At 42.5% G+C, this 14,690-nt stretch carries 14 protein-coding genes and 1 other RNA gene; 13 read left to right on the forward strand and 2 right to left on the reverse strand.

Features of this window, described 5'->3' with window-relative positions; all coding sequences use genetic code 11:
* Window positions 1–55: 55 nt before the first annotated feature.
* The 3 genes from L6475_RS07270 to L6475_RS07280 are packed head-to-tail and all read left to right on the forward strand — an operon-like array spanning window position 56 to window position 3,318.
* Window positions 56–670: a DUF4468 domain-containing protein gene (locus tag L6475_RS07270; protein WP_237818595.1), complete on the forward strand. Its 615-nt coding sequence runs from the start codon at window positions 56–58 to the stop codon at window positions 668–670.
* 42 nt (window positions 671–712) lie between these two features.
* Window positions 713–976 (forward strand): hypothetical protein, encoded by a 264-nt coding sequence (locus L6475_RS07275; protein ID WP_237818597.1) that lies wholly within the window; start codon window positions 713–715, stop codon window positions 974–976.
* Between the two features lie 8 nt (window positions 977–984).
* Window positions 985–3,318, forward strand: coding sequence for a putative porin (locus L6475_RS07280; protein WP_237818599.1), 2,334 nt, complete (start codon window positions 985–987; stop codon window positions 3,316–3,318).
* Between the two features lie 11 nt (window positions 3,319–3,329).
* Here L6475_RS07280 and L6475_RS07285 read toward each other — a convergent pair whose 3' ends face one another.
* Together L6475_RS07285 and rnpB are read right to left on the reverse strand one after the other, a co-directional pair.
* On the reverse strand, window positions 3,330–4,646 hold the full coding sequence (locus tag L6475_RS07285; RefSeq protein WP_237818601.1) for a YihY/virulence factor BrkB family protein: 1,317 nt from the start codon (window positions 4,644–4,646) through the stop codon (window positions 3,330–3,332).
* A 32-nt stretch (window positions 4,647–4,678) separates the two neighbouring features.
* Window positions 4,679–5,101: RNase P RNA component class A (gene rnpB, locus L6475_RS07290), an RNA gene on the reverse strand.
* Window positions 5,102–5,359: 258 nt separating this feature from the next.
* On the opposite strand from rnpB, the gene L6475_RS07295 reads away from it, so the two are divergent.
* The 10 genes from L6475_RS07295 (at window position 5,360) to lpxA (ending at window position 14,656) form a co-directional block, all read left to right on the forward strand.
* Complete coding sequence (locus tag L6475_RS07295; RefSeq protein WP_237818603.1) at window positions 5,360–6,841, forward strand: Do family serine endopeptidase; 1,482 nt, start codon at window positions 5,360–5,362, stop codon at window positions 6,839–6,841.
* A 75-nt stretch (window positions 6,842–6,916) separates the two neighbouring features.
* On the forward strand, window positions 6,917–7,777 hold the full coding sequence (locus tag L6475_RS07300) for an RNA polymerase sigma factor RpoD/SigA (RefSeq protein ID WP_237818605.1): 861 nt from the start codon (window positions 6,917–6,919) through the stop codon (window positions 7,775–7,777).
* Entirely contained in the window at window positions 7,774–8,346 is a 573-nt protein-coding gene (locus L6475_RS07305; protein ID WP_237818607.1) for a hypothetical protein, read from the forward strand. Before L6475_RS07300 ends, L6475_RS07305 begins: the two co-directional genes overlap by 4 nt.
* Window positions 8,347–8,356: 10 nt before the next feature.
* Window positions 8,357–9,259: a hypothetical protein gene (locus L6475_RS07310; protein ID WP_237818609.1), complete on the forward strand. Its 903-nt coding sequence runs from the start codon at window positions 8,357–8,359 to the stop codon at window positions 9,257–9,259.
* Window position 9,260: 1 nt separating this feature from the next.
* Window positions 9,261–9,737, forward strand: a complete 477-nt coding sequence (locus L6475_RS07315) for a S24/S26 family peptidase (protein WP_237818611.1) — start codon at window positions 9,261–9,263, stop codon at window positions 9,735–9,737.
* Between the two features lie 94 nt (window positions 9,738–9,831).
* On the forward strand, window positions 9,832–10,098 hold the full coding sequence (locus tag L6475_RS07320; protein WP_237818612.1) for a PqqD family protein: 267 nt from the start codon (window positions 9,832–9,834) through the stop codon (window positions 10,096–10,098).
* Window position 10,099: 1 nt separating this feature from the next.
* Window positions 10,100–11,320, forward strand: coding sequence for an HD domain-containing protein (locus L6475_RS07325; protein WP_237818614.1), 1,221 nt, complete (start codon window positions 10,100–10,102; stop codon window positions 11,318–11,320).
* Between the two features lie 48 nt (window positions 11,321–11,368).
* The gene (gene lpxD / locus L6475_RS07330; RefSeq protein ID WP_237818616.1) at window positions 11,369–12,406 is read left to right on the forward strand and encodes a UDP-3-O-(3-hydroxymyristoyl)glucosamine N-acyltransferase; all 1,038 of its coding nucleotides are present in this window, start codon (window positions 11,369–11,371) and stop codon (window positions 12,404–12,406) included.
* A 47-nt stretch (window positions 12,407–12,453) separates the two neighbouring features.
* Window positions 12,454–13,839, forward strand: coding sequence for a bifunctional UDP-3-O-[3-hydroxymyristoyl] N-acetylglucosamine deacetylase/3-hydroxyacyl-ACP dehydratase (locus L6475_RS07335; protein ID WP_237818618.1), 1,386 nt, complete (start codon window positions 12,454–12,456; stop codon window positions 13,837–13,839).
* Between the two features lie 46 nt (window positions 13,840–13,885).
* Window positions 13,886–14,656 (forward strand): acyl-ACP--UDP-N-acetylglucosamine O-acyltransferase, encoded by a 771-nt coding sequence (gene lpxA, locus L6475_RS07340; RefSeq protein ID WP_237818620.1) that lies wholly within the window; start codon window positions 13,886–13,888, stop codon window positions 14,654–14,656.
* The last annotated feature ends 34 nt before the right edge of the window (window positions 14,657–14,690 follow it).

Below are 14,690 nucleotides of genomic sequence, written 5' to 3' on the forward strand. Positions count from 1 at the left end.
TGTTTTCTTGAAATTTATTGTACCTTTGCACCATGTTAGAAATTTTAATAGACGCATGAAACAACTGTTTTTAGCATTATTATTGACCCTTCCCCTGACGGTTGTAGCACAAGACAACTCTTGGGAACAGACAGACGAAACAAAGCCGTATAAAGAGAATGCCAACCCAAAATATCTGGCAGGTGCCGTACCTGAGGTTGACGGAAAAGTAATTTTCTCAAAAACAATCAAAGCACCAGGCAAGTCAAAGAAACAAATATACGAAGCGCTATCAGGCTATTTCAACAAAATGACCCAAGAATCAAACCAGTTGGAACAGAGCCGTATCACTCTTACAGACACTGTAAACTTTGAACAACTGGTAGGAACATACCAAGAGTGGCTGGTATTCAAGAACAAGCCCCTTGTACTGGATCGTACCCGCTTGTTCTACAATCTGATAGCAAACATTAAGGATGGCGAGGCAACAATTGAGATGACTCGTATTTATTACATCTACGACGAAGAGCGCGAAGCCACTACCTATAAGGCTGAGGAATGGATTAACGACCGCTATGGTCTGAACAAGAAAAAGACCAAGACCGCACGTGTGAGTGGAAAGTTCCGTCGTAAAACCATTGACCGCAAAGACTATCTGTTCGGAAAGATTGAACAACTGCTGAACAAATAAAGTCTTATCATTTTTTTTGACTAACGAGGATTACCCACAGCTATGTATATTGAGAAAGACGATGCTTCGAATAACGAGCTTTGGCGCCGGTTTCATCATCGTGACAACGGAATTGACAACGATGATGATCGTCAATCAGACCGTTTCTACAAACTTAGACAGATACTAAATCTCGTATTCCTGATTATGTCGGTTGTAGGCATTGTCATGTGGTTCTATGGTTCAAGAGATATGGGTATCTACGTACTCATCATAGGTACGATATTCAAATTTGCCGAACTATCTCTGAGAATCATAAAATTTTAATCAAACGGATGAAGAAACTCCTATCTGCAACCTTGTTGTTTACAGTTCTTTCCGTTAGCGGACAATCGCTGACTGGAATGGATGAATATGGAAATATGAACCAGTTCGATGAACAGGGTAATAATTCTTTCAATCCACACAACAACGATACTACCAAGAAAAGTAAAACGGTGCCAAAGGGCATTTATGTTTGGTCGGTTGACAGAAAATTAGGAAACATCTTGAAAGCTGATGTTGACACCCTACCACATCTTTACCCACAGGCAACACTGGGTACAGGAAAGTATGGTGAATACAACACTTTGGGGTCTAACTACACATCGCGACTCTCACGAATATTCATCAATCGTGCTCAGACCGATCAGTTTATCTTTACTCAATTCTATGATCAGGTACAGAAAAGTCCCGATCAGTTTCACTTCACCAACACCCTATCGCCCATTACTAATCTGAGCTACAACAGTTGTGGCGATAAGACCAACGGTGAAGACCGAATTGATGCCAAGTTTGCAGTAAATGCGGGGAAACGCATTGGAATAGGCTTTGACATTGACTACGACTATGCACGTGGCTATTTCCAGAATCAGACAATATCGCACTTTCTAGCTACGCTTTACGGTTCATATCTTGGCGATAAATACCAATTGCATTTCCTTTATTCACGACGCCATCAGAAAGCCACTGAGAATGGAGGAATAACCAATGATGACTACATTACGCATCCAGAATTGTACACAGAGTCGTATAGCGACAATGAGATTCCGGTGATTCTGGCATCCAATTGGAACCGCAACGATTCGCATCATCTGTTTCTGACACATCGCTATAATGTCGGATTCTATCGGAATGTTCCAATGACGGAAGAGGAGATTGAAGCCAAGAAAAAAGCTGACAAGGAACGACAAATAGCTGAATCACAGAAGAAGAAACTTTCGCCGAAAGGACGCGATGAAAGCAAAACGGTTGAAACGCCTAAGGGTCGTCCTGCTGATGCAAAGATTATGGGCAGTGAACCTGTTGCTTTGGCAAAAACCGACAGTATATCAAACGACACCACACGCATTAAGGTTGACTCAAAAGCAATGGCCGATAGTCTGCTGGCTGCAGCACCCGTTGATTCTACCTTACTCTTTATGAAAAAAGAGTTTGTGCCTGTGACTAGTTTTATTCACACTTTTGACTTTGAAAACTATGACCGTATCTATCAGGCCTACGAAACGCCTGCCAACTATTACGCCAATACATACTACAACAAGTTGCAGGACAGAGGCTATGGCGGCGATTCAATCTACGACCAGACTAAATATCAAATGATACGCAATACGGTTGGTATTGGCTTGTTGGAAGGTTTCAACAAATGGGCAAAAGCCGGTGTTCAGGTGTTTGCCACACACGAGTTGCGCAAATTCGACATGCCTCAGATTAATGCCGGTGGAATGGGATACATGGAGCGTTGGTCAGAACACAATGTCAGCGTTGGTGGTAGATTGGCAAAAACACAGGGCAAGACTCTCCACTACAACCTATCTGGAGAGACGTGGTTAATAGGCGAAGACCTCGGACAATTGAAACTGGACTTCTCTACCGACCTAAACTTTGCTATTTGGGGTGATTCTGTTCATCTGGCAGCAAAAGCATATCTGTACCGTCTGAACCCAACGTTCTATGAGCGCCACTACCATTCAAAACATTTCTGGTGGGACAAATCACTGGAAAAGACCCATCGCATGCGTGTAGAAGGACTCTTCTCATACGAAAAGACAAATACTGCGCTACGTGTAGCCATTGAGGAGGTTCAGAACTACACCTATTTTGGCATCAGTTACGATCGTACGACATCGGATTTAACAAATATGACCGCTGGCATTCATCAGGCCTCTGAGGTACTGCATGTACTGACGGCACAGATGGATCAGAAATTGGCTTTAGGACCGTTGCATTGGGATAACATCCTGACCTATCAGGCAACATCCGACAAGGCCATACTGCCATTGCCAATGCTAAACGTGTTTTCAAACCTCTATTTAAAATTTGTTTATTCAAAGGTGTTGACTGTTGAACTGGGTGGAAGTGCCACTTACTTCACATCATACGATGCGCCAGATTATCTGCCACAGCTCAATCAGTTTGCAGTACAGGAGAACAGCAACAGCAGAATTGAATTAGGAAATTTCCCCATTATTGACGTATATGCCAATCTTCATCTGAAACACGCACGTTTCTTTGTGATGATGCATGATGTGGCCTACAAGAACTTTAATCGCAGTACTTTCCTTGTGCCCCATTATTCATTAAACCACCAAGTGATGAAAATAGGTGTCTCCTGGAATTTCTTTAACTAAGAGAGAATAATCTAGGCCAAGGATTCAAGTTTCACGTCTTTGAGAGACTTCAGGTAATTGCCTCGTAGCTCAAGCACTCGTTTCCAATCGGCCGAAAGTAGTTCTCCAACCGGCAAATCGATTTTCCATTTCCCTTGAGCTTCAATGCGGTCAACGAGAGTTCCAACACTTAAATTAGACAAGTTTTCGGCAGGAATGTAACGTGACTGTTCACCTTTCTCGTCAGATGATATTTCGATAATCATTGAAGCCTCTACAAGCTTGAATGTGAGATCGTTTACAATACGAATAGGAATATTGGTTTTTTCTCTTAATTCCTCAATGGTATATGGTTTCTTCCCTTCTTCGAACCGTTTGCAAATATGGGCCATCAGCATGATGGAAAGCATGAGGCGATAACGATGACTGATATCGCTGGTCTTAGTATCGTAATCGTAATAGTCAAGGTTCTGACTGATGTATGACAGTTCTGCACCAAACAAACATATGGTCCAGGAAATCTGAATCCATAGCATGAACAACGGAAGCGCAGCAAACGATCCGTAAATGGCATTGTAACTGGTCATCCATATCTGGGAGTTGATGTAGAAGAACTGCAACCATTGCATCGCAATACCCGAAAGGATGCCTGGCACAATGGCGTTTTTCATCCTAACATGCGTATTCGGCATAAATACATATAGAGCAATGAACAAAGCAGTCATCAGCAGATATGGTGACACTTTGATGAAGAATCTTAATACAGGTCCCAACAACATAAAATCAGAAAGAGACGATGTCAGCGTTACCATATAGATACTTAGACCTGAAGAAAGCACAATCAGAATGGGGAACATGAAAAACATGGCCAGATAGTCGGTAAAAGTACGAAATATGCTACGCTGCTTCTTTACCTGCCATATCTCATTAAAAGTGGTTTCGACATTGCTTACAAGCATCAATACCGTGTAAAGCATAAAGACCAAACCTACACCAAGGAAGATACCACTCTTGGTATGAACAAGATAACTATTTACAAAACCAATAATCACCTCGGCTGCCTGCGGTTGAGATCCTAAAGCATCACGGAACCACACCTCTATATATTTATTATAGCCAAACCCACGCGCTATGGCAAACACCACAGCCATAATAGGAACGATAGCCAACAATGTGGAATAGGTGAGCGCAGAGGCTTGATTCAGTACTCTCTTAGTGGTAAAAAAGCGAATGGCAAGAAACAGGATTTTCACAATCTCGAAAAACACGCGCTTATAAGCCGGAAGTTGGTCGGAATCAATTCTCCACAAATCTTCTTGAAAAAAAAGAATGATGCGTCTATAGTTCATGATCATTTTAGGTTCGAAGTAATCAATAAAAAGAAAGCACTGCTCCTATAAGCCGGGTTCTGTTCTGACAATAAAGCCAGCGCCTGTCATTTATCTACTACATACGTTGCCGTATGTCTCTAGCGTTCTACCCTCCACCGTACATACGTTTGGACGGGCAACCCTCCATTTGCCCGAAGGCAAAAACGATGGTATACATGAACTTGCAGCCTCCAGATGGAACAGCGCGACGATCACCCGCCGCCTGGTAGTCTCTTACACTACCTTCTCACCCTTACCCCACCCGCTTGGTTCTCCTTGCGGAGCCTAAGAAGGCTTAATGAGGCGGTTATTTTCTTCTTCCATATCCAGCTGTCGCCAACTGCTTCTACTTTCAGAAGTGGAGCACCCTATGCTGCCCGGACTTTCCTCTCGTCTCTCCTTTCAGAAAGGCCAGCGACAAGCCGGAACAGTGCTTTCTAATGTGCAAAGGTACAAAATAATTCTTACACCGACAATTCCATTGGTTAATTTTAACCGGATAGTAAAAAATTTAATTCATTAAATGAATGTAAAATTCGTAAAGCATGCCGCAAACAGAACTTAAACCATCTTTTTGAATTGTTAAAATGCAAGAAAAATAATGCCAAATTGGCAGGTTTCAAACTTTTGACAATATATTTGCATCATTGCATTTAATTAAAAACAGATTATTAACAAACAACAATGCGAATATGAAAAAAATATCTAATTATGTAGTACCCGCCCTGAGCGTGGTAGCCATTGCATTCTCAGTAGCAGCCTTCAACAATACATGTGCTGCCACCCCTTCAGAAACGTCAGTAACCCACATGAGCGCAGCTCCTGCAGCCCAACCGGTAGATTTAACTTATGCAGCCGACAAGGCACTGCCGACAGTTGTATATATAAAGAACACGCAGAACTCAAAGATGCAAACTGTTGAGTATAGCGATCCATTCGAAGATTTTTTCAGCGATCCTTTTGGCGGATTCTTCGGACGTGGGAACAGCGGCAAGCAGAAGCGTCAGGTTCAAACTCCCAAACGTGTAGCTGCCGGTTCAGGTGTCATTATTTCAACTGATGGTTATATTGTAACCAACAACCACGTGGTTGACGGAGCCGACGAATTGACAGTAACATTGAACGACAATTCTGAATACTCTGCCCGAATCATCGGTGCCGACAAGACCACCGACCTGGCACTCATCAAGATTGACGGCAAGAACCTGCCTGCTATCGTAGTGGCCAACAGCGACAACGTAAAGGTGGGCGAATGGGTACTGGCTGTAGGCAATCCTCTCGGACTTAACAATACAGTTACAGCCGGTATCGTTTCAGCCAAAGCTCGTACAATGGGCGAAGGCGTATCGTCAATGATTCAGACTGATGCCGCCATCAACCAAGGAAACTCTGGTGGCGCACTTGTAAACACCAATGGCGAACTGATTGGTATTAACGCCATGATTTACTCACAAACCGGATCAAACATAGGCTATGGTTTCGCTATTCCTACTACCATCATGAATAAAGTGGTAGAAGACCTGAAGAAATACGGAAACGTACAACGAGCTATGATTGGCATTAAAGGAAGTGATGTGAATGCCTACGTAGATAGTGAAAAAGAGAAAGGTAACGAGGTTGATCTTGGCACAATGGAGGGAATCTATGTAGCAGAAGTAGTTGAAGACGGTGCTGCAGAAGATGCCGGGTTGAAGACTGGCGACGTGATTACACATATCGACGGACAGAAAATCACTAAGTTTGGCGAGCTTTCAGGCGTCATTGCACAAAAGCGTCCTGGCGACAAGATTACTGTAACTTACCTCCGCGATAAGAAAAAGAAGACCGTTACCCTTACGCTGAAAAATGAACAGGGCAACACAAAGGTTGTAAAGAATGCCAATACCGATGTACTGGGAGCAGATTTCCGTCCTGTTACCAAACAGCAGAAAGAACAACTGGAAATCAACTACGGACTTGAAGTGCTGAAGGTAAATGGTGGCAAGATGAAAGAAGCTGGTGTAACTAAAGGCTTTATCATCCTCAAAGTCAACGGAGAACCTATGCGCACATTCGAAGATCTCGAACAGGCTGTTAAAGAAGCTAACCAGTCGAAGGAACAAATGCTCGTAGTAAACGGTATTTTCCCAACTGGAAAGCGTGCAGGATTTGTGGTTTACCTGCAAAACGAATAATTTTAGTCAATTTATTTGGCTGATTCGTGAAAATGCGTTAACTTTGCACTTACGCATTTTTAAACCATACTAACCATGAGACAACTGAAGATTACCAGATCTATCACTAACCGTGAAAGTGAAGCACTTGACAAGTATCTGCAAGAGATAAGTCGAGAAGAATTGGTGAGTGTTGAAGAAGAGGTAGAACTTGCACAGCGCATCCGAAAGGGTGACCGCAAAGCATTGGAAAGGCTCACAAGAGCCAATCTAAGATTCGTTGTCTCAGTGGCAAAACAGTATCAAAACCAAGGTCTAAGTTTACCAGACCTTATCAACGAAGGCAATGTTGGCCTCATAAAAGCAGCCGAGAAGTTCGACGAGACACGTGGCTTTAAATTCATATCATATGCCGTGTGGTGGATTCGTCAGAGCATTCTACAGGCACTTGCCGAGCAGAGTCGCATCGTTCGCCTGCCTTTGAACCAAGTAGGAGCGGTAGGAAAGATAAACCGCATTCTGAACAAGTTCGAGCAGGAGAACGAGCGACGTCCTTCGGTAGATGAGATATCCGAGCACATCGACCTGCCGAAAGAGAAAATTGACGAGGCGATGAGCGTTAACGGCCACTCAGTATCGGTTGATGCCCCCTTCACCAACGACGAGAATTCCTTACTCGACGTAATGGTGAACGACGACTCACCTATGGCCGACAAACAATTGGTACGGGAATCGTTAAGGACAGAAATAAATACTGCCCTGAAAGTGCTCAACGAACGAGAGCGCAATATTATCGAGGCATATTTTGGTATTAACCAGCCCGAGTTGACCCTTGAAGAGATCGGCGCAAAATTTGACCTTACCCGCGAGCGCGTACGCCAAATTAAGGAAAAGGCGATACGACGTCTGCGCGACAATCGGAAGAATGCGTCGCTGAAGAGTTATTTAGGACAATGAAACAATTAACAAAAATACTTCTGGTCGCTTTCCTGCTGACCATAACAACCATCGGAAAAGCCTCAGCTAAAGAGGTGATGGTGCCTAAAATGTATATGTATGCCTTTGCTGCATCATTTACAGATTCTATCGTATATATGACCAACGTGATGGAAGTTGACTCAGTATGGATTCAATCCAAGAGCAAATTTCTCATTGGCAGGGATTCATACTCACGTCAGTTCCGCGATTTCTTGAATGAAGAGAAAAAAATGCCAAACCGTACCTGTGTGGTATTCTTCAACAAGAGCAAAAGCAAAGCAGAAAAGAAGTATCTAAAATTGCGAAAACTATATACGCAATCAAAGAATGGCCAAGCACAATATGATGTTCGTATCTTGAACAATGATGAATTCAAATTCCGCCCGTTTGATATCAACGCATATATTCAGGCCGAACAAGACAGAATTCAGCAAGCCAAAGACCAGTCTAAGCTGGCTGCACAACAAAAGAAGTTAGCGAAACAAGCAAAACGAGAGGCAAGAAAAGCTCGCAAAGAAGCCAAAAGCGAGCGTAAAAACGCACAGTAGAAAGACACAAGTGAAGGAATATAATTTCACCATAGGCGGTCACGGAATACGCATTCAGTTTACAGACAATACTGAGAGCGACATTACGTTGCTGCCTTCTTTTATGCCTTTTACGTGCAAGGAGGATAAGAACGAAGAGACACTCTTCACACTTACCGTTGATGACACGCTACGTCCTGAACCCCAAAAGACACTCATCAGGAATTTTGACACCGGTAACGGCGACACCGCCGTTTATCTGTTGTCTGATGGAGGATATCAATATATTATTCGTGATATTCACGGAAGAAGTTGTTGTTTACTCATTTGTCACAACGAGTTCAGGAACTGCAAATGTGCCTTAAACGGCAACTGGACAATGCGTTCGTTTGGACTAAACGATGCACTTATGCTCGTTTATGCTTTTGCCGGAGCATATCAAAAAACGCTCTTAATTCATGCTTCCTGTATCAGTTATAAGGGGAAAGCATTTCCTTTTCATGCAAAAAGCGGAACAGGAAAGAGTACTCATACATCGCTCTGGATGAAATACATCGAGGAAGTTGAGCTTATGAACGATGACAACCCTATAGTACGCATTGAAGCTGATGGTCAACCCTATATATATGGTTCACCGTGGAGCGGAAAGACACCTTGCTACCGCAATGTTAAAGTTCGGTTAGGCGCCTTAACACGCATTGAACGGGCAAACGACAATCATTTAGAACGAGAGCCGGTAGTACAGGCTTTTGCATCATTACTGCCTGCATGCTCGTCAATGAAGTGGGATTCGACGCTTTACAATCACCTGTGTAACACGTTATCTGACCTCATCGCCTCAGTACCCGTATGCACCATGTATTGCAAGCCAGACGAAGAGGCTGCACGAGTTAGCTGCCAAAGGCTAACAGAATTGACTCAGAAAGCAAATTAAAATGCCCAAGAACATCATACGATTGCCTAATGAAGAGTTCCTGAGTTTTGTGGTCAGCGAACTTGAATCATTCAAAGGAAAAACAGTCACGTTGCCTTTGAGAGGTCGAAGCATGCGACCTTTTCTGCAAGACGGGCGAGACAAAGCACTTCTTATTGCAGCAAACAATCCAAAAGTTGGCGATGCAGTTCTTGCAGAAATCTGGAAAGGTAAATACGTGCTTCACCGCATCATAAAGATCGAAGGCGATAATGTGACACTTCGTGGAGACGGAAACCTTTCAAATGAATATTGCAAACTGAAAGACGTAAAAGCGAATGTAATTGGTTTTTACCGTAAAGGAAGAAATAAATTGGATTCCACCAATGGATGGAAATGGAAAGCGTATTCCTGGTTATGGATGCGGCTCTACCCTATTCGCCGCTACCTTCTTTTCCTATTACATCCACACATTCCACAACGATTCAAGCGTAAATAACTTAAGCTTTCAAACTACTGATGCAGTTAGTAAATGAATGCATTAATAAAAGAAAATTGAATTCATAAAAAAACACCCTATAACGACTAACATTATGAAAACAAAAAAAGGATTCCGCTTGCGTACTATCTGTAGCGAGCATATTATAACAGCTGAAGGAATAGAGAACATAGACTTTAGTCGTATTATCAATATGAACGAGTCATCAGCCTACCTATGGAAAAACATAGAAGGCAAAGAGTTCACGGAAGAACAGTTGGTATCGCTTCTGACAGATGAATATGAAGTAGATGAAGAAACAGCAAGGAATGACGTAAAGCAACTTGTTGCCAAATGGAAAGAAGCTGGAATCGTTGAATAACATGAACGACGCCAAAATCATTAACGATCCTGTATTCGGATTTATCAAAATACCTCGCGGGCTACTCTACGATATAGTGCGTCACCCACTGATGCAACGATTAAATAGAATAAACCAGTTAGGACTGGCCTCTGTAGTATATCCTGGTGCCCGTCATACGCGCTTTCAACATTCACTGGGTGCTTTTCATCTGATGAGCGAAGCGATTCTGTCCTTACAGCAAAAAGGCCAGTTTATATTTGATAGTGAAGCGGAAGCCGTAGAAGCAGCCATTCTAATGCATGACATAGGACATGGACCTTTCTCGCATGTATTGGAGAATACACTTATCAGCGGAATATCACATGAAGACATCTCGCTCATGATGATGGAACAGATTAATCGTGACATGGGCGGACGTCTGAATTTGGCAATTTCCATATTCAAAGATGAGTATCCGAAGCGTTTTCTGCATCAGTTAATCTCATCACAACTGGATATGGACAGATTGGACTACCTAAGGCGTGACTCGTTCTTTACGGGAGTAACTGAGGGGAACATCGGATCTGCACGAATCATCAAGATGCTGAATGTAGTCGATGACAGACTGGTGGTTGAACAGAAAGGAATCTATTCACTTGAAAACTACCTAACTACCCGCCGTCTAATGTATTGGCAAGTATATCTACACAAAACAGCTGTCGGGTATGAAAAAGTTTTGGTAAACATGCTTACTCGCGCAAAAGAACTTGTCCATAACGGGATGGAAGTCTTTGCATCGCCAGCACTTAGCTACTTCTTGAAGAACGATGTAGATAGAAAATGGTTTGCTGAGCATGAAGAGGCATTAGAGATGTACGAAGAATTGGATGATAGCGACCTGTGGAGTGCAATGAAAGCGTGGAAACACAGTCCAGACCGCATTCTTTCCATACTGGCAACAGACATGTTGGACCGGAAAATTTTCAAAGTTGAAGTACACGATGACCCTGTGAGCCAAGAAACTATAGAACAGCTTCAAAAGAAAATAGCAGAATCGGTAGGTATTGACATAAAAGATGCTCACTATCTGATGAGTCTGAACAGAATACAGAAAGACATGTATTCCATAGACGATGACTCCATCGATATCCTATACAAGGACGGTACTATTAAAGACATATCAGAAGCCTCAGAAATATTGAACGTAGCCCTACTTTCAAAAAAAATCAGAAAATATTATCTTTGTTATCAAAGATTTTGATTTTTTTTGTACCTTTGCACAAAATTATTGCAATAACAATAAAATCGAATGGAATTCACAGCAAAACAAATAGCTGAATTAATTGGAGGTCGTGTAGAAGGCAATGAAAATGCAGCCGTAAACACATTTGCCAAGATTGAAGAAGGTCAGGCAGGAGCCATTTCGTTCCTATCTAATCCCAAATACACCCATTATCTTTATAGTACAGAATCGACTATTGTCTTGGTAAACGAAGATCTCGAGCTAGAACAAGAGGTCAGTGCCACTTTGATTCGTGTAAAAAATGCCTATGAGGCAGTTGCCCGTTTGTTGCAGTTATATGAATCTATGAAGCCAAAGAAAACTGGTATTGACCCACTTGCATTCGTTTCGCCTAAGGCAAAAATTGGTGAGAATGTATATATCGGAGCTTTTGCATGCATTGGCGATGGCGCAGAAATAGGTGACGGAACACAGATTTACCCACACGCGGTCATAGGCGATGGCGTAAAAGTAGGAACCGGCTGTCTTTTCTATCCAAATGTAACTATCTATCAGGGATGCCGATTGGGGAACAACATTACCATTCATGCAGGAAGCGTCATTGGTGCCGACGGATTCGGTTTCGCTCCCAATGTGGAAGGATATGATAAAATTCCTCAAATAGGCATTGTCGTAATCGAAGATAATGTTGAGATAGGCGCAAACACCTGTATTGACCGTTCAACAATGGGTCAAACCGTTATTCATAAAGGTGTAAAACTTGATAATCTGATTCAAGTTGCCCACAATGTAGAAATTGGTGAGAATACTGTTATGTCAGCACAAGTAGGTATTGCAGGTTCAACCAAGGTAGGCTCATGGTGCATGTTTGGCGGTCAGGTGGGATTGGCAGGTCACATAACCATAGGAGACCATGTAAATTTAGGTGCTCAGAGTGGTGTTCCTGGTAGCATTAAGCCCAATCAGACACTTATTGGCACCCCCCCAATGGAACCAACACCTTTCTTTAAGTCTCAAGCTATTTTCCGTCGTTTGCCCGACATGTATAAGGAACTGAACGCCTTGAGAAAGGAAATAGAAGAATTGAAAAATCACAAATCTTAAATCATACAATTAGAAACAAGTAAATCCGTATTTAATTCATGAACGATATGATGAAACAAAAGACGCTGAAAGGCAGCTTTTCTCTCTGCGGAAAAGGTCTGCACACGGGATTGAGCTTAACTGTAACATTCAATCCCGCGCCCGAGAATCACGGATATAAAATACAACGTATTGATATTGAAGGTATGCCAATTATTGATGCTGTAGCTGAAAATGTGGTTGACACACAGCGTGGTACAGTATTGGGAAAAGGCGACATACGAGTTTCAACAGTTGAACACGGACTTTCTGCACTTTACGCTTTAGGCGTTGATAACTGCCTCATTCAGGTTAATGGTCCTGAGTTTCCTATCTTGGACGGCTCAGCTATTCTTTACGTGAACAAGATACAGGAAATTGGTATTGAAGAACAGAATGCGCCAAAGGACTATTACACCATTCGTAAGAAGATTGAAATTAAGGACGAACAGACAGGTTCATGTATTACCATCCTGCCTGACGATGCCTTTACTATAACAGCGATGTGCTCTTTTGAAAGCAAGTTTATCAACTCGCAGTTTGCAACACTCGACGACCCACAGCTCTACTCTACTGAGATAGCTAGTGCACGCACCTTTGTATTTGTGCGCGATATTGAGCCTCTGTTGCAAGCAAACCTGATTAAGGGCGGTGATCTTGATAACGCAATCGTTATCTATGAACGTCAGACAACTCAGGAACGTCTTGACATGCTTGCTGATATGCTTCATGTTGAGCATCGTGATGCCAACGATTTGGGCTACATTCAGCACAAGCCATTACAATGGGAAAACGAGTGTACACGACACAAGCTACTCGACATTATCGGAGATATGGCTCTTATTGGAAAACCCATCAAAGGTCGTATCATTGCTACTCGTCCTGGTCATACTATCAATAATAAGTTTGCACGTCAGATGCGTTCTGAGATTCGCAAACACGAAATTCAGGCACCATTCTATGATCCAAATGACGAGCCAATTATGGATGTTAACCGAATCCGTGAATTACTGCCCCATCGCTACCCCATGCAGTTGGTGGACAAGGTAATTAGTCTTGGTTCTACAAGTATCGTGGGCGTGAAGAATATCACCTCAAATGAGCCGTTCTTCCAGGGACACTTCCCACAGGAACCTGTTATGCCAGGTGTCCTTCAGATTGAAGCGATGGCTCAATGTGGTGGCCTGCTTGTACTGAACACACTTGACGAACCAGAGCGCTATTCTACTTACTTCATGAAGATAGATGGTGTGAAATTCCGTCAAAAAGTTGTACCTGGTGATACACTAATCTTCAAGGTCGATTTGTTGGCTCCATTACGCCACGGAATCTCAACGATGAAAGGCTATGCATTTGTGGGCGACAAAGTTGTATCTGAAGCTACTTTTGCAGCTCAAATTGTAAAAAACAAATAAGTCAACAATTTTATGTTGAAAAATAATCATTAGAAATTTAAAGCTCATGAATACGATTCACCCTTTAGCCGTAGTTGCCCCAGAAGCCAAACTCGGTGACAACAATATTATCGGTCCATTCTGTGTGATCAACAAAGATGTGGTGATTGGCAATAACAACAAATTTATCAATAGCGTTACCGTTCATGATGGTGCTCGTATCGGCAACAATAACGAGTTTTTCCCAGGTGCAAGTATCGCAACTAAACCACAGGACCTGAAATTCAAAGGTGAAATAACAACAGCTGAAATTGGAGACAACAACTCTATCAGAGAGAATGTCACGATAAGTAGAGGAACTGCCTCAAAAGGAAAGACAGTTGTAGGATCGGGCAATCTGCTGATGGAAAACATGCATGTGGCGCACGACTGTGTTATTGGTAATGGTTGTATCATAGGCAACTCTACTAAATTTGCTGGTGAAGTTGTGGTAGATGATAATGCTATTATCTCTGCAGAAGTACTTGTTCATCAGTTTAATAATATTGGTGGTTATGTCATGATTCAAGGAGGTACCCGTACGAGTCAGGACATTCCTCCTTATGTAATAGCAGGTAAAGAGCCTGTTCGTTTTGCTGGTGTAAACCTTATTGGCCTGCGCCGTAGAGGATTCTCAAACGAGGTGATTGATGCTATTCATGACACATATAGAATTATCTATGCAAGCAGCGTACTGAAAGAAGGTATTGCTGAAGCTCGTGCTAAATATCCTGAGTCAAAAGAAGTGGAATACATCTGCAGTTTTGTAGAGAATTCAAAACGTGGCATCATTAGATAATAAAGACATCGTCCTACAAAAAGGAGTCATAAAA

It is taken from the genome of Prevotella sp. E9-3 (assembly GCF_022024015.1).
Taxonomy (GTDB): Bacteria; Bacteroidota; Bacteroidia; order Bacteroidales; family Bacteroidaceae; genus Prevotella.